The organism is Collinsella aerofaciens (genome assembly GCF_040910185.1).
GTDB lineage: Bacteria > Actinomycetota > Coriobacteriia > Coriobacteriales > Coriobacteriaceae > Collinsella > Collinsella aerofaciens_BF.
Genome location: NZ_JBDGBA010000029.1, coordinates 1,657 through 18,451, shown reverse-complemented (window position 1 = coordinate 18,451; position 16,795 = coordinate 1,657). Strand labels below are relative to the sequence as shown.

Genomic DNA, 16,795 nt, shown 5'->3' with positions numbered 1-16,795 from the left:
AAGCGAGCACATGCAAGAGCTTGTGGAGCAGCTGCTGTTTTTGGCGCGCGGCGATGCCGGGCGCACGGTCCTACGGCGCGCGAATACCAACCTGGCCGCACTGGTCGGCGAAGTATGCGAGGAATCGCAGATGATCGATACCGAGCACACGTATCGACTGGCCTTTGACGCTGCGCTTATCAGCGACCCGCGCTGCGACGCGTCCGTCGATGTCGCGCTCGTGAAGCAGGCTCTGCGCGTGATCGTGCAAAACGCCGCCAAGTATTCGGACGCGGGCACGCCCATCTCGTTTGGCGTAGCGCCGGATGCGGGCGCGGGCACGATCGACATAAGCGTTGAGGACGAGGGCATCGGCATGAACCAGGAATCCGCAGCTCACGCGTTCGAGCGGTTCTACCGCGCCGACAACGCGCGCGATGCCGGAGCGCAGGGCTCGGGCCTGGGGCTCGCCATCGCCAAGTGGATCGTCGATAGCCACGGCGGCGTCATCGGCGTGACCTCGGTCGAGGGCGTCGGCAGCCGCTTTACGATTCGCCTGCCGCGGTAGGAAGCCCCTCGGCATAAATAAAGGGATAGGGCCACGCAGCCCTATCCCTTTTTGCTAGCTATGACAGCTTGTGCGTTACTCGCGGCACAGGTGCACGGCGAAGCCGGCGAACTCGCGCTTAAAGTACACGAGCTTGGTACCACCGTCGGGTAGCAGCGCGCGCGACTCCTCGTTGACCTCGAGCCCGCGCTCGGCAAACCACTTCTCAGCTGCATCGATGTCGTTAACGGCAAAGCCGATGTGGCCTTTGGTGCCACGACCGTTCTGCTTCATGACCTCGACCAGCGAATCGTTGAAGTACGAAACCGGGGTCTCGATAACAGGCAGGCCCATCATCGTCGAGAACAGCTCCGCGATCTCCAGGGCGTCTGCCGGGCCGGCGGCGTTAATGCCCACATGGGCAACGCGCATGCCAAAGAGCTCGACCGGGTTGACGTTCTGCTCACTCATACAGGCAGTGCCTACTGAGCCATGACGTCGAGAACGGCCTTCTCGGCAGCGACGCGGTTCATGCCGGTCATGAAGGGCACGCCGCTCACGTACGGGCAGGTGAGGCCTTCGGGGGCAACGGTGGTGGCGATCAGCAGGTCGGCGCCCTCGTCGCAGTAGTCCTTGGCCTCGGAGATGGCGCACTGCACGATCTCGTACTTGTCGGCGTAACCGTTGGCGTCGAGCAAGGTGGCGACCTTCTGGGCAACGAGTGTGGAAGTAGCAGCGCCAGCACCGCAAGCCAAAACGATCTTCTTCATAGGTAATGTCTCCCTTCATGGTTTACTTTAGGTAAGTGTACCGCAGCGAGCGATGGCACTCGGCCTCGATGAGCTTTTATGCCAGTTTGCTTGCGCGCTGCGTATAATACATCTAGTACGTGTTGTCATACCGCTCGCTTTATGAGCGACTAAGGACCCTAATATGCCCGATTCCCGCACACTCTGGACCGCCGTCGTTATCATCTGCATCGCCGTGTCGGTGTTCTTTAGCGTCAAAAAACGCACCACGTTTAAACGCCTGCAGCAATTGATGGCCGCCAAGCAGTGGGACGAGTTCGATCGTTTGCTCGACGGCAAACTCACCAGCATGCTGTACCCGCGCTACAACCGCGACTACCTGCGCCTGAACTCCTATCTGCTGCGCGAGGACCACAAGCGCGCCGACGAGATGTTCGATTTGCTGCTGGGACTCAATCTGCCCAAGATGCAGCGCGTCGACCTGGTGATTAAGGCCTTTAACTACTACGTTGGCCAGGAGGACCGCAAAAAGTCCAAGGAGCTGCTGCACGAGATCAAAGGCTTTGAGGGCGGCCAGGCCGAGGCAGTCGCACACGAATGCCAACTGATGTACGACACGATGATCCTCAAGCGCCACAACGACATTCCCGAGCTGGAGCGCATGCTCAAGGAGGCCGGTGACGACAAGGTCAAGAGCTGCCGCTTGGAGTATCTGTTGGCTCTGCAGTACAAGAACAAGGGCGACGAAGCCAAGTTCCAGGAGTTCCTGGAGAAGTCGGGGCAACACTCGATGGCCGTCAACGCGTAACGGACGGCTTGTGCTAGACTTCTAGTCTCACGGGGGCGTGGCGGAATTGGCATACGCAGGAGACTTAAAATCTCTCGCCGCAAGGATTGTGGGTTCGAGTCCCACCGCCCCTACCATATGGAGCTTTCGAGCCCGTGTCCCCAAGGGATGCGGGCTTACTTCTTTTAGATGCCGGTGGGACTCGAACCCGCGAGGGGGGGGGCGAGCGTCAAGCGGACGCGCAGCGTCCGCAGCGAGCCGGCGAGGGCGCCAGCAGGCGTCCGAAGCCGGTGCGGATTTGCGCAGCAAATACGCAGACGTCCCACCGCCCCGCGCTTCAGAAAGCCAACTAATTTAGGACGGGCTAAAAAGACAGCTTCGGTCCCTTAGAAGTTGCGGTGGAATAGATCCTGTTTATACCGTTTACCAGCTTATTTAGGAACTATTTCACCGCAACTTATTTAGAGGGTGCTGAGCTCTGGGGTCCAGGAGATGGTGGGGGTCGCACCGTCGAGAACCTCGTTGATGGTGGCGGCCATACCGGCGAGGAGGCTGTTCTCACTTACGGTGAGCGTCTTGTAGCCGCCGGCTCGCATGAGCTCGCGAATCACCACGGCGCCAGCCAGAATCACACCCGCGCGCTTGGGCTGCACGCCCGGCAGCGCAGCGATACCCTCCACACCCAGCGTAGACATACGATCGATGGCGGCCGAGATCTGCTCCAGCGAAAGCTCGCGCAGGTGCACAAAGTTCGAGTCGTACGGCTCCAGCTCGTGGACCAGAGCCACCAGCGTAGTCACCGTGCCGCCCACCGCGACCAGGCGCTCGGCACGCTCAAAATCGACAGGCAAACTCTTAAAGTAGCCCGCAAACTGCTCGCCTGCCCACACGGCAGCGGCAGCAAGCTCGCCGTCCGTAGGCGGCAACACCGAGAAAAATCGCTCGGTCACGCGGCGACAACCGATGTCCAGCGAGCGCGTTCCCTCCAGCGCAAAGACGCCGCGCTCCGGTGCATAGACGCCCGTCGCGAGTTCCGTGGACCCGCCGCCCGAATCGGCAACAATGATGCGCTCGCCGGCAAAGTCGTGTGCCACGCCAAAAAACGTCAGGCGCGCCTCGACCTCGCCCGGAATCACCTGCGGCTCAAGCCCCAGATCGCGCAGGCCGTCCAGCAGCAGTGCGGCATTGGATGCATCGCGCGCGGCGCTCGTGCAGGTGGTGCAGACGCACGCGGCCCCAAAGGTGCGCGCCTCATCCACAAACATGCGACACGCCGCGAGCACACGCTTGACAGCCGCCTCGCAAAAGCGACCCGTCGCGTCCACGCCCTCGCCCAGGTCGGTAATCTCGGTATGCTTGGACGATTCCACAATCGCCCCGCCCTCGACCTGGGCCAACACCAGTCGCGACGACACCGTTCCCAGGTCGATCGCGGCTACCTTATAGCGTTTGTAATCTGCCATTGCGGGCTCCCCTCCGGGCGCTATTTGCCGTTGGACACGACCGTCTGGCCCTCGACGCCGTTAAACCCAAACAGCATGTCGAGCGCCTGGATGTACCACGGCGCGTCCTTACCGACTTCTTCGATTTCCTTGGCAACTTCGCTGGCCTTCTTGGCGTTTGAGGATTTTTTGCTCGACGAGGCATCCGAATCGTCGTCCAGGCCCTGCACTTCAATCCTCTTCTCGCCGGGCATCACCAAGCCCAGGTCCTCGGATGCCGCGTCCTTGATACCCTCCTCCGAGAGCAGCTTGTCGACGCTTTTTTGCAGCTCGTCATTATATTGCTGGCGAATCTCGACCTGCTTGGCCAAGATATCGCTCGAACGCTTTGCCACGTACAAATCGCGCACGGGGAAATACAGGCTCACAAGCGCCAGCGCCACAACGATGCCGATGAATAGCCCTCGCTGAGAACCGTGCGTAAAGTCATAGATCGCCTTGACCACCGCATTGTCGTTGGCGTAGCGCATAAAGTCCGAGCCCGAAAGACGGCTCGAGGGCCTGCTCGACCTGTCGTGCGTCTGGGCCGAGGGACGCGACGCATGCGACGAACGTGTCGGCCGCACCGGTCCATCTGCCGAAGTATTCACTTGAGCATTGGGGCGCGAGGTACTTGTCGGGCGCTGCATGGAGCGGTCGGCGCCGGCGTAGGCGGACCCACCGAGCTGCACCGTGCGCGCACGGCGAGGCGACGGCTCACGCGAACCGGCGGAATAGTACCTGTTGTCGTAAATCTGATCCATGTGCGCCTTGTGCGGTTGAGGTTTGTTTGCGCTAAGTATTCTAGTTATAGCACGAGCGCGCACACCACCTTCGGCAGCCTTTGCTCGACATAAAAAAGGCGCTGAGCCACACGGCCCAGCGCCCATAGCGCTTTGCGACATCCAGCCAAGGCGGGGCGAAACCGAGTCAGCCTCCCCCCCCTCGCCAAATTCGCCCGTTTAGCGAATGTTGTAGAACGCGGCCTTGCCGGCGTAGCGCGCGCTGCCCTCGAGCTCGTCCTCGATGCGGATGAGCTGGTTGTACTTGGCGATGCGATCGCTGCGGCACGGGGCGCCCGACTTGATCTGGCCGGCGTTGACGCCCACGACCAGGTCGGCGATCGTGGAGTCCTCGGTCTCGCCGGAGCGGTGGCTCACGATGCAAGCGTAACCGGCCTCCTTGGCGGTCTCGATGGCCTCGAGCGACTCGGTGAGCGTGCCGATCTGGTTGACCTTGACCAAGATCGCGTTGGCGGCACCCAGCTCGATGCCCTTCTTGAGACGCTCGGTGTTGGTGACGAACAGGTCGTCGCCCACCAGCTGCACCTTGTTGCCAATGCGGCGGGTAAGCTCGACCCAGCCGTCCCAGTCCTCCTCGGCCATGCCGTCCTCGATGGAGATGATGGGATAGGTGTCGACGAGCTTCTCCCAGTAATCAACCATCTGGGCGCTCGTGTACTCCACGCCCTCGCCCTTGAGCTCGTACATACCGGTCTTAGCGTTGTAGAACTCGGTGGACGCCGGATCCATGGCGTACATGAAGTCGACGCCGGGCTTAAAGCCAGCCTTCTCGACGGCCTTAGTAATGTACTCGAACGGCTCGGCATTGGTCTTAAGGTTGGGGGCAAAGCCGCCCTCGTCGCCCACGCCGCCGCCCAGGCCGGCCTCGTGCAGCACGCCCTTGAGGGTGTGGTATACCTCGGCGCACCAACGCAGGCCCTCGGCAAAACTCGGGGCGCCCACCGGCATGATCATGAACTCCTGGAAGTCAACGTTATTGTCGGCATGCACGCCGCCGTTGAGGATGTTCATCATAGGTGTGGGCAGCAGATGAGCGTTGACGCCGCCCAGGTACTGGTACAGCGACAGGCCCGCCGACTCGGCGGCGGCGCGGGCAACGGCCAGCGACACGCCCAGGATGGCGTTGGCACCGAGCTTGGTCTTGTTGGGGGTACCGTCCGCGGCAATCAGCGCGGCATCGACGGCGCGTTGGTCGAAGGCGTCAAGGCCCACGACGGCGTTAGCGCACTCGTTGTTGACGTGCTCGACGGCCTGCGAAACGCCCTTGCCCAGGTAGCGGCCCTTGTCGCCATCGCGTAGCTCGCAGGCCTCAAAGGCGCCGGTCGAAGCACCCGAAGGCACCATTGCGCGGCCAAAGCTGCCGTCCTCGAGCACGACCTCGACCTCGACGGTGGGATTGCCGCGGCTGTCGAGCACCTCGCGACCGTAGACGTCCAAAATATCGCTCATGTTGTCTCCCTCTCACTTGGAAACGTAGTGGATGCAAGCGACCGGCTGACCGTGCACCGTCGGTGCGTCTCCGTAAGTTAGCCATGTCGCACTTTTTGCATTATGCCCTAAGTTAGCCGAGGGATACAATTGATTTTCGAAAAATTTAGCGGGAACGATGAGGCGTGTCAGCCCATCGTTCCCGCAGTCTTACTCCTCCGCCTTGGCGGCGTCCCACAGGTCGTTGAGGCCGTGGGTCGAAAGCTCGGCAAGATCCACATGGGCGTTGGCCGCCATCTGCTCCATGGCAGCCCAACGGCGCCGGAACTTTGCCGTGCTCGCGCGCAGGGCGCTCTCGGCGTCGATTCCCTCTTTGCGCGCGACGTTGACCAGAGCAAAGAGCAGGTCGCCAAACTCCATTTCGCGCTCGGGCGAGCCAGGGGCCTCGGCCTCAAACTCGGCACGCTCCTCGGCAACCTCGTCCCACACATCCTGGACCGTCTCCCACTCAAAGCCCACGGCAGCCGCCTTGCGCGACACCTTCTGAGCCTGCATCAGCGCCGGCAGATGCGTGGGCACGCCGTCGAGCAGGCCCTCGGGCGCAGCCTCGCCTGCCGCCACGGCCTTGTCCTTGGCAGCCCTCTCGGCAAGCTTAACCTCGTCCCAAATCTTGAGTACCTCGTCGGAACTGTCGGCATCCACATCGCCAAACACGTGCGGATGACGGCGAATGAGTTTGGCGTCGATATCGCGCGCCACGTCGGCCAGCGTAAACTCGCCGGCATCCGCCGCGATCTGCGCATGCAGCACGACCTGCATGAGCACGTCGCCCAGCTCCTCGCGTAGGTGAACCGCGTCGTCCGCCTCGATGCAGTCGAGTGCCTCGTAGGCCTCCTCGATCATGTTCTTGCCGATGCTGCGGTGTGTCTGTTCGCGGTCCCACGGGCAGCCATCGGGCTGACGCAGACGCCAGATGGTCTGCACCAGATGCTGCAGCTCGGCCGACGCGTCTATCAGCGTGGACAGATCGCGCGAGCCCTCGGCATTTTGCTGAGCCATATGCTGCGCCATGGTTATTCCTCCTCCAGGATCACGTGGCGGAACGCACCGCCCTCGTAGATGCCGTAGCTGTGCGTGCCGTCCTTGGGAATGCTCACACTGCCGGGGTTGAAGAGCCACAGGCCCGGGTGCGCGGCACTTTCCTCGTTGACCTTGATGTGCGTATGACCGTAGACGAGCGCGGAGCCCTCGGGCAGCGCGGGCGCGTGGTCGACGCTGTTGTGCATGCCGGCGCCAAAGACATGGCCGTGCGTCAGGAACAGCTCGCGGCCGGTCTCGTCGAACAGCGTGGCGTAGTCGGCCATGACGGGAAAGTCGAGGACCATCTGGTCGACCTCGGCATCGCAGTTGCCGCGTACCGCGATGATGCGGTCGGCCAGGGCGTTGAGCAGCGGGATCACGCGCTTGGGGGCGTAATCGCGCGGCAGGTCGTTGCGCGGACCGTGATAGAGCAGGTCGCCCAGCAGCACGATGCGGTCGGGCTGCTCGGACTCGATGGCGGCAACCAGGCGCTCGGCCCAATATGCCGAGCCGTGGATGTCGGAGGCGATGAGGTATTTCATGGGGAGATCCTTTCGGTGAGGTTGATGGGGTGGGTGTGGCGCGTCGCCGACGGTGTCACTCAAATTGCAAAGCCGCGGCTTGCGCCGCCTGCATCACGCGCTGGAGCGGCACGTTATGCTCGCGAGCAAGGCGGGCGCAGTCCTCGTACTCGGGCGCTGCACGCTCGCTGCCGTCGGGCAGGGTGGCCACCTTGACGAACACCTCGCCCCATGGCGTCGTTACGCGCTCAAAGCGGCGTGGTAGGCAAACGCGCTCCATAACCTGGCGACGAATGCCGTTGGTCGTGGTTTCCAAGAAGATGATCGTCTGCAGGCGCTCGATATCCTCGTAGGTGCAGATTACCTGCAGCTGCCAGCCGGGACGGCCTTTCTTGCAGTAGAGGGGCAGCCAGTGCACCTCGCGCGCACCCGCCTCGCGCAGGCGGTCGGCGGCGTAGGCAAGCACCTCGGGCGATGCATCGTCGATGTCGCACTCCAGCTTGACGATGGTTTCGGGCGCATCGGTCTCGCGGGACAGCGGGGATGTGCTATCGCATGGCATACGGTCCGGATCCTTTCCGCGCGGGCTCGTTTTGTTCATCCAAACGCTAGCACATCGCGGGCGGCACAGGAGCGGCGTCATGGGATAGGTGCGACTTTTGTTGGGCGCAAGTGCTGGCGCGCTCCAACGCCGGCCCGCTCCACTCAAACGTGTACGTCAGCCTCCAAACATGTCATTTTTTGCAGCTTTTGGAGGCTAATGTACATGTTTGAGAGCGCAAGCGAGGCCGCACCACGCGCCGCTCAACCTTTCCAATCGATTTCGATCCCCGGCGTGCCCGGCGTGTTGAGAGCTGCGCCATTACAATGAAGCGGATTCGCTTGACGCAAAGGAGCCGCTATGCCCATGTGCCCGCTGATCGATTGCCATACCCACACCTCGTTCTCGGACGGCCACGCCTCGTTTGAGGACAACGTTCGCGCCGCTGCTGCGGCCAGCTGCCGCGTCATGGTCTCGACCGACCATCTCACCCTGCCCGCTAGCATGGATGCCAACTGCGAAGTGCAGGTTACTGAGGGCGACCTGCCGGCGCATCGTCTGGCTTTTGAGGATGCTCGCAAGCTTGCCGCGCAGATGGCGCCGGAGCTCGAGCTTATCTATGGCTTTGAATGCGATTGGTACGAGGGCTGCGAGCCTTTGGTTGAGCGCTGGTCCCAGGGCGCCGTCGTACTCCTGGGCAGCGTGCATTGGATTGGCAACCCAGGCGATATTGCGGCAGGTGCTGCGGGCACGGCGGGGACGGAGGACGTCGCTCGTCCCGATACGCCCGATTCGCGCTGCGGCTGGATCGACGATGACACCGACCTGCATGTTTGGGAAAACTTAGGCGTGCGCGGCGTGTGGGAGCGCTATGTCGATGACTGGTGCCGCGCCTGCGAGAGCCCGCTCAACTTTGATGTGATGGCCCACCCCGACCTGGTCATGCGCTTTTCGAAGGAAGGCTTTGCGCCCGACTTTGACCCCGCACCGTTTTGGCAGCAGATGGCCGAGTGCGCGCACGATACGGGCCGCCGCGTTGAGGTCTCGACCGCCGCACCGCGCAAGGGCCTCGACGACTACTATCCCGCGACCGGATTGCTGCGTTGCTTTGCCCACGCCGAGGTGCCGATCACTTTTGGCTCGGACGCACACCGCGTCTGCGACATCTGCTGGAACATCCGTGAAGCCCAGGCACACGCCTACGACTGCGGCTACCGAACCTTCGGCATCCCCCACGCTACCGGCGAATGGGAATCCACACCCCTCGCCTAACTAGTCGTTTAAGAACGTCCCCAATGACTAGTGACGGCGGGCGTTGAGTTCGCCGGCAAGCTCGTCGAGGGTGATACCGTAGCGCTCAAGGGTTACGAGCAGGTGGTAGATCAGGTCGCCGGCCTCGTAGCGGATGTGATCGTGATCGTTATCCTTGCAGGCCATGATCACCTCGCTTGCCTCCTCGGCAAGCTTCTTGAGCAGCTCGTCCTCGACGTCGGTCAACAGACGCGCGGTATAGCTCTCCTGCGGCGATGCGTCGCGACGGCCGTGAATCACCTCGGCGAGCCTCGTCAGCGTCTCACCGATATTTCCATCCTGAACATTCGCGGTGCGCACACCCATAGTTCAATCCTTTCTGGTTGGCCAAGCACCTAGTCGAGCGCCCGTCCTACGCGAGTTTCTTAAAGAAGCAGGTACGGTTGCCGGTGTGGCAGGCCGGGCCCGGCGAGTCGACCTTGACCAGCAGCGTATCGCTATCGCAGTCGGCCCAGAGCTCCTTGACCGCTTGCATATTGCCGCTCGTCGCGCCCTTGTTCCAGAGCTCCTGACGGCTACGGCTCCAAAACCACGTGGTACCGGTCTTGAGCGTCAGCCCCACCGACTCCTCGTTCATCCAAGCAACCATAAGCACCTCGCCAGTGTCATACTGCTGAACCACACAAGGAATCAGCCCACGGGCGTCATATTTGAGCTCGGACGCAGTTGCCACTTGCTCCATTTAAAAATCCAATCTCACAGGAATACCTTGAGAGGCCATATACTCTTTGACTTCGCGAATGCTGAAGGTTCCAAAGTGAAAGACGCTCGCCGCCAGCACGGCATCGGCCTCGCCCTCGATCACGCCCTCGGCAAAATGCTCGAGCGTACCCACGCCGCCGCTCGCAATAACGGGAATCGGCACCGCGCGCGCCACGGCACGGGTGAGTGCCAGGTCAAAGCCGGCCTTGGTGCCGTCGCGATCCATACTGGTCAGCAAGATCTCGCCGGCGCCGCGACGAGCCGCTTCCTCGGCCCACGCCACCGCGTCGATACCCGTGGCGTTGCGGCCGCCCGCCGTGAAGACCTCCCACTTGTCGGCCCCCGGCTCACCGGGCAGGCCCACGCGCTTGGCATCGATCGCCACGACCACGGCCTGACTGCCAAACGCCGCGGCAGCCTGGCCAATCAACGACGGATCGCGCACGGCGGCAGAGTTAAGCGACACCTTGTCAGCGCCGGCGGCAACCATGGTGCGCATGCCCGCCAGGTCGCGAAATCCGCCGCCCACGGTATAAGGAATGGCCAGCTCCTCGGCCGCATGCGCCGCCATCTCGATGGTCGTCGCGCGGTTATCGCTCGTGGCGGTAATGTCCAGGAAGACGACCTCGTCCGCACCCTCGCGGTCGTAGGCGCGCGCCAACTCCACCGGATCGCCCGCATCGCGCAGGCTCACAAAGTTGACGCCCTTAACCACACGGCCGTCCTTGACGTCCAGACAGGGAATCACGCGTTTGGTAAGCATGGGCTACTCCTCCCCTCGGGCGGCGACCAGTGCCTGGGCCAGCGTAAAGTTGCCCTCGTAGAGCGCACGGCCGGTAATGGCACCCTCAATAGCATCCTCACCCACCGCAGCCAGCGCGCGAATGTCATCGAGCGTAGAGATGCCGCCCGAGGCCACGACGGGAAAGCCCGCGACCTTGGCAACATGGCGATACGCCACCACGTCGATGCCCGTCTGCATGCCGTCGCGCGCGATGTCGGTATACACCAGATGCTTAAAACCCAGCTCGGAAAGCTGCGCCACGGCGTCGTCGAGCGCCACGCCCGCGCCGTCACGCCAGCCATTCACCTTGACCTGGCCGTCGCGTGCGGCAATATCTGCCACCAACAGCTCGCCAAAGCCTTGGGCCGCCACCTCGGCAAAACCCGGCTCGGTCACGAGCACCGTGCCTAGTGCGATGCGGCGCGCACCGTAGCCGGCCAGCTCGTCGATGCGTGCAAGCGAGCGGACGCCGCCGCCCACGTCCACGGACAGACCGCCGACGCCGCAGATGGCCTCGATTGCTGCCGAGTTGGCAGCGCACGCGTCCTCGTCCTCGCCAAAGGCAGCGGACAGGTCGACGACGTGCACCCAGCTCGCGCCCTGCTCGGCAAACGAGCGGGCAACTGCCACGGGATCGTCGGAATATACCTTGCAGCGGTTCCGGTCGCCGCGCTCCAGGCGCACGACCTTGCCGCCGATCAGATCGATTGCGGGAAACAGGATCATCGGCCGGCCTCCTCGACGATGTTGACGAAGTTCTTAAGGATGCGCTGACCCAGCGCTGAGGATTTCTCGGGATGGAACTGGCAGCCCCACACGTTGCCGTGACGCACGATGCACGGGAAACTCCGCGTGTAGTGCGAGCGCGCCAGCACATCAGCGGCATCGGCGTCGTCGGCCACCGCGTAGCTGTGGGTGAAGTACACGTTGGCACCCTCGGCAAAACCAGCAAGCAGCGGATCGGCAGCACCGGCGGGCGTCATGTGCACCTGGTCCCAGCCCACGTGCGGCACCTTCAGGCGGCTCGACTCCAGGCGCATGCACGAACCGCGCATGATACCCAGGCCATCGACCCAAGGACCGCCAGCCTGCTCGGAGGCGTTGTCGTCGGCGACCGCGCCCTCGTCCGCAGGCACGCCCTCGTTGCCGCGCTCAAAAAATAGCTGAAGGCCCAGACAGATACCGAGCAGCGGAGTTCCGGCGGCGACGGCATCGAGCACCGCGTCCGCCTCGCCGCTCTGGCGCATAAAGGCGATCGCGTCATAGAACGCGCCCACGCCCGGGATGACCAGGCCGTCGGCATTGCGGATCTGCTCCGGATCGTCCGATGTGTAGGCGGCGGCACCGGCGCGCGCAAGCCCGCGCGCAACGCTCGACAAGTTGCCCTTGTGGTAGTCGACCACCACGATCTTCGGTTCGCCCACGCGACCCTCCTTTTCCCCATTCAAAACCTGTCCCTTTTTGGCAGGTTACAGTGAGCCCTTGGTGCTGGGGATGCCCTGCACGCGGGGGTCCAGCTCGCAGGCATGGCGCATCGTGCGGCCCACGGCCTTAAAGGCGGCCTCGATAATGTGGTGCGAATTGCCGCCCGCCAGCTCGCGCACGTGCAGCGTGAGCTTGGCGTCGCGCGCGAAGGCATAGAAGAACTCAACGGCCAGCTCGGTATCGAAGCTGCCCACGCGCTCGGTCGGCACGGGCAGCTCGCAGTAGGCCTGCCCGCGACCCGAGATGTCAACGGCGGCCATCACGAGCGTCTCGTCCATGGCGATCGCCGCATCGGCAAAGCGCGTAATGCCCGCCTTGTCGCCCAGCGCCTGGCAGAACGCCTCGCCCAGCACAATGCCCGTATCCTCGACAGTGTGGTGCGCGTCAACTTCCACGTCGCCCACCGCGTGTACCGTCAGGTCAAACAGACCATGGCGGCCAAAGGCGTTGAGCATGTGGTCGAAAAACGGCACGCCGGTCGAGATATCGCACACGCCAGATCCGTCCAGGTCGAGCTTGACGACAATATCGGTCTCGCCCGTCTTGCGGGTTACCTCGGCATAACGGCCCATCTACATCTCCCCCTTCACCAGCGCGGCAAACGCAGCCAGCACCTCGTCGTTTTCCTGCGGGGTACCCACAGTAATGCGCAGACAGTCCGCAAGGCCCGGTGCATAGCTAAAGTCGCGCACCAAAATCGAATACTCATCGCGCAGACGCTCGCGCACGCGCGTGGCGTGCGACGTGCGCACGAGCACAAAGTTTGCTGCGCTCGGCCATGCCTCCACGGGCAGGCCCTCGGCAGCCATCGCGCGCAGAGCGGCCAGCTCGCGCTCCCGCTCGGATGCGACCTGCGCCACCACGGGCGCGTACGCATCGCGGGCACGCACGCAGGCAAGCGCTGCCGCCTGGCTCAGCACGTTGACCGAATAAATCTGGCGAATCGCCGCGAACACGTCGATGACCTCGGGCGCCGCGATCACGTAGCCCAGACGCGTGCCGGCGGCGCCAAACGCCTTGGACAGCGTGTGCAGAATCACCAGGTTGGGGTGCTCGGCGATAAGCGCCTGTGCCGTCGTGGCCGCGCCAAACGAATCGTCGGCAAACTCAACGTAGGCCTCGTCGACCATGACCATGCCGGGGCACGCATCGCACAGGGCCGCGACAAAGTCGAGCGGCGTCACATCGCCCGTGGGGTTATTGGGCGAGGTCACGATCGCCAGATTGCACTCGGGCGCCGCTGCGAGCACAGCCGCTTGGTCGAGCTCAAAGGTCGCCGGGTCGCGCCACACATCGCGCACCTCGGTCTGACAAAGCGACGCAAAGAACGCATACTCACTAAAGCACGGCGGGCAGTTGAGCAGGGTCCGTCCCGCGCCGCCAAACGCCAGCAGGTAGTTATAGAGCAGCTCGTCGCCGCCGTTTCCCACGCAGATGTTCTCACGCGCCACGCCATGCCAGGCAGCAAGCTCATCGCGCAGGTCGTTGGACATGGGGTCGGGATAGCGGTTGAGCGGTGTGGCAGCCAAGGCCGCGTCGATTGCCTCGCGCACGCCGACCGGCACGGGATAGGTGTTCTCGTTGGCCGAAAGGTTGATGCGCGTAGGCGTAAAGTTGGGATCATAGGGCTCAATGCCGGCCAGGTAGGGCTGGACGAGCTCCTTCATGCGCGGCGTAAGTTCGACCATGTTAGGCCTCCTCGCCGGTCGCGCCAGCGCCATCCGAGCCTGCAGCCGCCAGGTCCACACCCTCGGCGACCGTCGCCACAGCGTCGCCCGGCCAGGCGACCTTGGTCAGGTCGGCCGCAGCCAGCGACTCGGCACTCACGGCATCCTCGCCCTGCTCCAGCACGCGGCGACGGAGAGCGGCGGAAAGCGCGTGCGCCCACAGGCCCTCGGCCTCGGCCAGGCGCTGCGTAGCGGGAGCGTCGGAGAGCAGCCCCTCGGGCGTATAGCAAATGACACTCGAGCGCTTGACGAACTCTTCGACCGAAAGCGGGTTGGAGAACATGGCCGTGCCGCCGGTCGGCAGCGTGTGGTTGGGGCCGGCAACATAATCGCCAAGCGGCTCAGAGCTCCAAGCGCCCACAAAGATGGCGCCGGCGTTGCGAATGCCGCCAAGCAGGCTCATCGCATCCTTGCAGTGCAGCTCCAGGTGCTCGGGCGCCACGGTGTTCACCGCCTCGACGGCAGCTGCCATGTCGGCGGCCACCACGATGGCGCCCTCGTTATCGAGCGAGGCACGCGTAATCTCGGCACGCGGGGACCGCGCTACCAGAATTTCGATACCCGCCTCGACCTCACGCGCAAACTGCTCGTCGCAGGTCACCAGATAGCAGGCTGCCAGCGGATCGTGCTCGGCCTGGGCCATCAGGTCGGCCGCGACCACCATGGGCTTGGCCGTGGCGTCGGCCAGCACGCAGACCTCGGAGGGGCCGGCAACCATGTCGATTCCCACGTCGCCCGAGACAATCTGCTTGGCCGCGGCGACAAAGGCGTTGCCCGGGCCGGTAATTTTGTCGACGCGCGGAATGGTCTCGGTGCCGTACGCCAGCGCGGCCACAGCCTGAGCGCCGCCCACCATATAGATCTCGTCCACGCCGCCGAGCTTGGCTGCCGCAAGCGTATACGGGCTAATCAGGCCATCCTTTTGCGGCGGGGTCACCATGACCACGCGCTTGACGCCGGCAACCTTGGCGGGAATGGCGTTCATGAGCACCGTGGAAGGATACTGCGCACGACCGCCCGGCACATAGATGCCGGCCGCAGCGAGCGGGGTCACCTTAACGCCGAGCATCGTGCCGTCCGGACGCGTGGTAAACCAACTCTGCTCGACCTCGCGCTGGTGGAACTCGCGAATCTGGCGCGCAGCCTTCTCGAGCGCGGCGACAAAGACCGGATCGAGACCTTCGAGCGCGGCATCGATCTGCTCCTGCGGCAAGCGGAAGCTCTGCAGCTCAACACCGTCAAAACGCTGGCAGTACTCGCGCACCGCGGCATCGCCGTTGGCACGCACGTTGGCCACGATATCGCGGGCGGCGTCGACGATGTTTTGCGGCAGCACGCCCTTACGGTTGAGCTGGTTGGTAACGAGGCGCTCGCCGGGAGCAAGCTTGATGGTCTTCATATCGGTATCCCCTATCGGTCGAGGTTGTGTTCGAAAAACGAAAGGCCGAGCGGCGGCGCCAGTCGGCCCGCAGCCCGTACGTTGGGGCGCCCGTGCGCGCTCGCGCTATTGTGCCGAGCCCGCGACGGGCTCAAAATGCTTGTCCTTAACGGCCGCGGCCAAGCGATCTGCCAGATTGCGTACGCGCGGATCCAGGCGCGCAGCACCCGGATTGACAAAGAAGCGGGCCGTGCAGTCCATGATGCGGCCGGTGATGACCAGGTCGTTGTCGCGCAGCGTGGCGCCCGTGGCGGTGATGTCCACGATGCGATCGGTCATGCCGACAATGGGGCCCAGCTCGATGTTACCGTGCAGCGAGACGATATCGGCGTTCACGCCGCGCTCGGCATACCAGGCACTCGCAATGCGCGGGTACTTGGTGGCCACGCGAAGCGAACCGCGGCGGGCATAGTTGCGCTCGGCCTGGCCGGCGCGCCACGCGGGCTCCGCCTCGATAAAGGTGCACAGACCATAGCCCAGGTCGACCAGCTGCAGCAGGTTGAGGTCTGCCTCAATGAGCGAGTCCCAACCGCAGATGCCGCAATCGGCACCACCGCAGCCCACAAAGGCAGGCGCATCGCTGGGACGCACGATAACAAACTCGATATCGCCGACCGCGCCCTTGCCGGCACGCGTGTCGCGGCCGCGCACGATCAGGTGACGGCCGGGGTCACGCAGCTCCGAGACATCCAAGCCCGCGGCCTCGAGCACGTCGAGCGTGTCGGCCTTGAGCGAGCCCTTGGGCACGGCAATGCGCAGCGGACCCTCGGTGCCGCGGCCCACGGCATGGTCACCATCGGAAGCAGCGTCCTCGGCCGAGGTGCGCGCGGCCTCCAGGCGCTCAAGCGAAAAGGCGAAACCCGCCGCCGGCACCTCGATGCCGTCGCCAAATGCGCCGGTAAAGATGGAGTCGTAGCGTCCGCCCGAACCGACCGGATCGGGCAGGCCGCCGGCATAGGCCTTAAAGACCAGACCCGTGTAGTAATCAAACGAGTTCATGATGGAGAAGTCGAAGGACAGCACCTGGGCATCCTCGGGAGCCAGGCCCTCGACCAGGGCACGCAGCTCGCGCGTAAGCGGCGCGGCGATACCGGCAGCCTCCAGCAGCGCGTCCACGCGGTCGAGCACCTCGGCTCCGCCGTGCAGACGCGGCAGCTCGCTAATGGCGGCCTTGACGGCCTCGGACTCGGCGCTTGCCGCCACGCGGGCATCGAGGCCCACAAAGTCGTTGGCGTGCACGCAGCGCAGGGCCTCGGCGGCCAGCTCACGATCCTCGCATACCGCGAGCAATTCCTTAAAAGGACGCACGCTGCCTGCGATAATGCGCGCATCGGGAAGTGCCAGCTCGCGCACGGCCTCGGCGACCAGCGAGACAATCTCGACATCGCCCGCGGTATCGCCCGCACCGATAAGCTCAAAGCCCAGCTGTGTA

Annotated in this window: 20 protein-coding genes and 1 tRNA gene; 4 read left to right on the top strand and 17 right to left on the bottom strand. The window is 63.8% G+C overall.

The window, feature by feature from the left end; all coding sequences use genetic code 11:
- Window positions 1-547, top strand: a 547-nt coding sequence (locus tag AB5Z54_RS09270; RefSeq protein ID WP_368161319.1) for a sensor histidine kinase, incomplete at its 5' end; no start/stop codon positions are given.
- A gap of 75 nt (window positions 548-622) precedes the next feature.
- On the opposite strand, the gene AB5Z54_RS09265 is transcribed toward AB5Z54_RS09270, so the two are convergent.
- Window positions 623-997 (bottom strand): VOC family protein, encoded by a 375-nt coding sequence (locus tag AB5Z54_RS09265; RefSeq protein ID WP_368161317.1) that lies wholly within the window; start codon window positions 995-997, stop codon window positions 623-625.
- An 11-nt stretch (window positions 998-1,008) separates the two neighbouring features.
- Window positions 1,009-1,296 carry a PTS sugar transporter subunit IIB gene (locus tag AB5Z54_RS09260; RefSeq protein ID WP_006235903.1) on the bottom strand — a complete coding sequence of 96 codons (288 nt, stop codon included), beginning with the start codon at window positions 1,294-1,296 and terminating at the stop codon, window positions 1,009-1,011.
- 163 nt (window positions 1,297-1,459) lie between these two features.
- Here AB5Z54_RS09260 and AB5Z54_RS09255 point away from each other — a divergent pair, with 163 nt between their 5' ends.
- Together AB5Z54_RS09255 and AB5Z54_RS09250 are read left to right on the top strand one after the other, a co-directional pair.
- Complete coding sequence (locus AB5Z54_RS09255) at window positions 1,460-2,083, top strand: hypothetical protein (RefSeq protein ID WP_138341467.1); 624 nt, start codon at window positions 1,460-1,462, stop codon at window positions 2,081-2,083.
- Window positions 2,084-2,114: 31 nt separating this feature from the next.
- Window positions 2,115-2,199: transfer RNA gene (locus AB5Z54_RS09250), tRNA-Leu, on the top strand.
- Window positions 2,200-2,523: 324 nt separating this feature from the next.
- On the opposite strand, the gene AB5Z54_RS09245 is transcribed toward AB5Z54_RS09250, so the two are convergent.
- The 6 genes from AB5Z54_RS09245 to larC2 all read right to left on the bottom strand — a co-directional run bounded on the left by AB5Z54_RS09245 (window position 2,524) and on the right by larC2 (window position 7,937).
- Entirely contained in the window at window positions 2,524-3,525 is a 1,002-nt protein-coding gene (locus AB5Z54_RS09245) for a Ppx/GppA phosphatase family protein (RefSeq protein ID WP_368161316.1), read from the bottom strand.
- A gap of 20 nt (window positions 3,526-3,545) precedes the next feature.
- Window positions 3,546-4,307 carry a hypothetical protein gene (locus AB5Z54_RS09240; protein WP_368161314.1) on the bottom strand — a complete coding sequence of 254 codons (762 nt, stop codon included), beginning with the start codon at window positions 4,305-4,307 and terminating at the stop codon, window positions 3,546-3,548.
- A gap of 198 nt (window positions 4,308-4,505) precedes the next feature.
- Window positions 4,506-5,795, bottom strand: coding sequence for a phosphopyruvate hydratase (gene eno / locus AB5Z54_RS09235; protein ID WP_368161313.1), 1,290 nt, complete (start codon window positions 5,793-5,795; stop codon window positions 4,506-4,508).
- Between the two features lie 189 nt (window positions 5,796-5,984).
- Complete coding sequence (gene mazG / locus AB5Z54_RS09230) at window positions 5,985-6,845, bottom strand: nucleoside triphosphate pyrophosphohydrolase (RefSeq protein ID WP_368161311.1); 861 nt, start codon at window positions 6,843-6,845, stop codon at window positions 5,985-5,987.
- A gap of 2 nt (window positions 6,846-6,847) precedes the next feature.
- Window positions 6,848-7,396 carry a phosphodiesterase gene (gene yfcE / locus AB5Z54_RS09225; RefSeq protein WP_195232710.1) on the bottom strand — a complete coding sequence of 183 codons (549 nt, stop codon included), beginning with the start codon at window positions 7,394-7,396 and terminating at the stop codon, window positions 6,848-6,850.
- 55 nt (window positions 7,397-7,451) lie between these two features.
- Entirely contained in the window at window positions 7,452-7,937 is a 486-nt protein-coding gene (larC2, locus tag AB5Z54_RS09220; protein ID WP_368161309.1) for a nickel pincer cofactor biosynthesis protein LarC2, read from the bottom strand.
- A 339-nt stretch (window positions 7,938-8,276) separates the two neighbouring features.
- On the opposite strand from larC2, the gene AB5Z54_RS09215 reads away from it, so the two are divergent.
- Window positions 8,277-9,188 carry a PHP domain-containing protein gene (locus tag AB5Z54_RS09215; RefSeq protein ID WP_368161308.1) on the top strand — a complete coding sequence of 304 codons (912 nt, stop codon included), beginning with the start codon at window positions 8,277-8,279 and terminating at the stop codon, window positions 9,186-9,188.
- A gap of 27 nt (window positions 9,189-9,215) precedes the next feature.
- Here AB5Z54_RS09215 and hisE read toward each other — a convergent pair whose 3' ends face one another.
- The 9 genes from hisE to hisG all read right to left on the bottom strand — a co-directional run.
- Window positions 9,216-9,533, bottom strand: a complete 318-nt coding sequence (hisE, locus tag AB5Z54_RS09210; protein ID WP_368161306.1) for a phosphoribosyl-ATP diphosphatase — start codon at window positions 9,531-9,533, stop codon at window positions 9,216-9,218.
- 46 nt (window positions 9,534-9,579) lie between these two features.
- Window positions 9,580-9,900: a phosphoribosyl-AMP cyclohydrolase gene (gene hisI, locus AB5Z54_RS09205; RefSeq protein WP_369832480.1), complete on the bottom strand. Its 321-nt coding sequence runs from the start codon at window positions 9,898-9,900 to the stop codon at window positions 9,580-9,582.
- Window positions 9,901-9,909: 9 nt separating this feature from the next.
- Window positions 9,910-10,692, bottom strand: a complete 783-nt coding sequence (gene hisF, locus AB5Z54_RS09200; protein ID WP_368161304.1) for an imidazole glycerol phosphate synthase subunit HisF — start codon at window positions 10,690-10,692, stop codon at window positions 9,910-9,912.
- Between the two features lie 3 nt (window positions 10,693-10,695).
- Complete coding sequence (locus AB5Z54_RS09195) at window positions 10,696-11,439, bottom strand: 1-(5-phosphoribosyl)-5-[(5-phosphoribosylamino)methylideneamino]imidazole-4-carboxamide isomerase (RefSeq protein WP_368161302.1); 744 nt, start codon at window positions 11,437-11,439, stop codon at window positions 10,696-10,698.
- Window positions 11,436-12,137, bottom strand: coding sequence for an imidazole glycerol phosphate synthase subunit HisH (locus AB5Z54_RS09190; protein WP_368161301.1), 702 nt, complete (start codon window positions 12,135-12,137; stop codon window positions 11,436-11,438). Before AB5Z54_RS09190 ends, AB5Z54_RS09195 begins: the two co-directional genes overlap by 4 nt.
- 45 nt (window positions 12,138-12,182) lie before the next feature.
- Window positions 12,183-12,770 carry an imidazoleglycerol-phosphate dehydratase HisB gene (gene hisB / locus AB5Z54_RS09185; protein WP_195919704.1) on the bottom strand — a complete coding sequence of 196 codons (588 nt, stop codon included), beginning with the start codon at window positions 12,768-12,770 and terminating at the stop codon, window positions 12,183-12,185.
- The gene (gene hisC / locus AB5Z54_RS09180) at window positions 12,771-13,886 is read right to left on the bottom strand and encodes a histidinol-phosphate transaminase (RefSeq protein ID WP_368161299.1); all 1,116 of its coding nucleotides are present in this window, start codon (window positions 13,884-13,886) and stop codon (window positions 12,771-12,773) included.
- Window position 13,887: 1 nt separating this feature from the next.
- Entirely contained in the window at window positions 13,888-15,324 is a 1,437-nt protein-coding gene (hisD, locus tag AB5Z54_RS09175) for a histidinol dehydrogenase (RefSeq protein WP_368161298.1), read from the bottom strand.
- A 105-nt stretch (window positions 15,325-15,429) separates the two neighbouring features.
- A partial coding sequence (hisG, locus tag AB5Z54_RS09170; RefSeq protein WP_368161297.1) for an ATP phosphoribosyltransferase occupies window positions 15,430-16,795 on the bottom strand: 1,366 nt, incomplete at its 5' end.

What these genes read in the sequence shown, in the direction of transcription:
- AB5Z54_RS09265 (WP_368161317.1), bottom strand. Translation starts at nt 997, where the DNA reads ATGAGTGAGCAGAACGTCAACCCGGTCGAGCTCTTTGGCATGCGCGTT.
- AB5Z54_RS09260 (WP_006235903.1), bottom strand. Translation starts at nt 1,296, where the DNA reads ATGAAGAAGATCGTTTTGGCTTGCGGTGCTGGCGCTGCTACTTCCACA.
- AB5Z54_RS09255 (WP_138341467.1), top strand. Translation starts at nt 1,460, where the DNA reads ATGCCCGATTCCCGCACACTCTGGACCGCCGTCGTTATCATCTGCATC.
- AB5Z54_RS09245 (WP_368161316.1), bottom strand. Translation starts at nt 3,525, where the DNA reads ATGGCAGATTACAAACGCTATAAGGTAGCCGCGATCGACCTGGGAACG.
- AB5Z54_RS09240 (WP_368161314.1), bottom strand. Translation starts at nt 4,307, where the DNA reads ATGGATCAGATTTACGACAACAGGTACTATTCCGCCGGTTCGCGTGAG.
- eno (WP_368161313.1), bottom strand. Translation starts at nt 5,795, where the DNA reads ATGAGCGATATTTTGGACGTCTACGGTCGCGAGGTGCTCGACAGCCGC.
- mazG (WP_368161311.1), bottom strand. Translation starts at nt 6,845, where the DNA reads ATGGCGCAGCATATGGCTCAGCAAAATGCCGAGGGCTCGCGCGATCTG.
- yfcE (WP_195232710.1), bottom strand. Translation starts at nt 7,396, where the DNA reads ATGAAATACCTCATCGCCTCCGACATCCACGGCTCGGCATATTGGGCC.
- larC2 (WP_368161309.1), bottom strand. Translation starts at nt 7,937, where the DNA reads ATGCCATGCGATAGCACATCCCCGCTGTCCCGCGAGACCGATGCGCCC.
- AB5Z54_RS09215 (WP_368161308.1), top strand. Translation starts at nt 8,277, where the DNA reads ATGCCCATGTGCCCGCTGATCGATTGCCATACCCACACCTCGTTCTCG.
- hisE (WP_368161306.1), bottom strand. Translation starts at nt 9,533, where the DNA reads ATGGGTGTGCGCACCGCGAATGTTCAGGATGGAAATATCGGTGAGACG.
- hisF (WP_368161304.1), bottom strand. Translation starts at nt 10,692, where the DNA reads ATGCTTACCAAACGCGTGATTCCCTGTCTGGACGTCAAGGACGGCCGT.
- AB5Z54_RS09195 (WP_368161302.1), bottom strand. Translation starts at nt 11,439, where the DNA reads ATGATCCTGTTTCCCGCAATCGATCTGATCGGCGGCAAGGTCGTGCGC.
- hisB (WP_195919704.1), bottom strand. Translation starts at nt 12,770, where the DNA reads ATGGGCCGTTATGCCGAGGTAACCCGCAAGACGGGCGAGACCGATATT.
- hisC (WP_368161299.1), bottom strand. Translation starts at nt 13,886, where the DNA reads ATGGTCGAACTTACGCCGCGCATGAAGGAGCTCGTCCAGCCCTACCTG.
- hisD (WP_368161298.1), bottom strand. Translation starts at nt 15,324, where the DNA reads ATGAAGACCATCAAGCTTGCTCCCGGCGAGCGCCTCGTTACCAACCAG.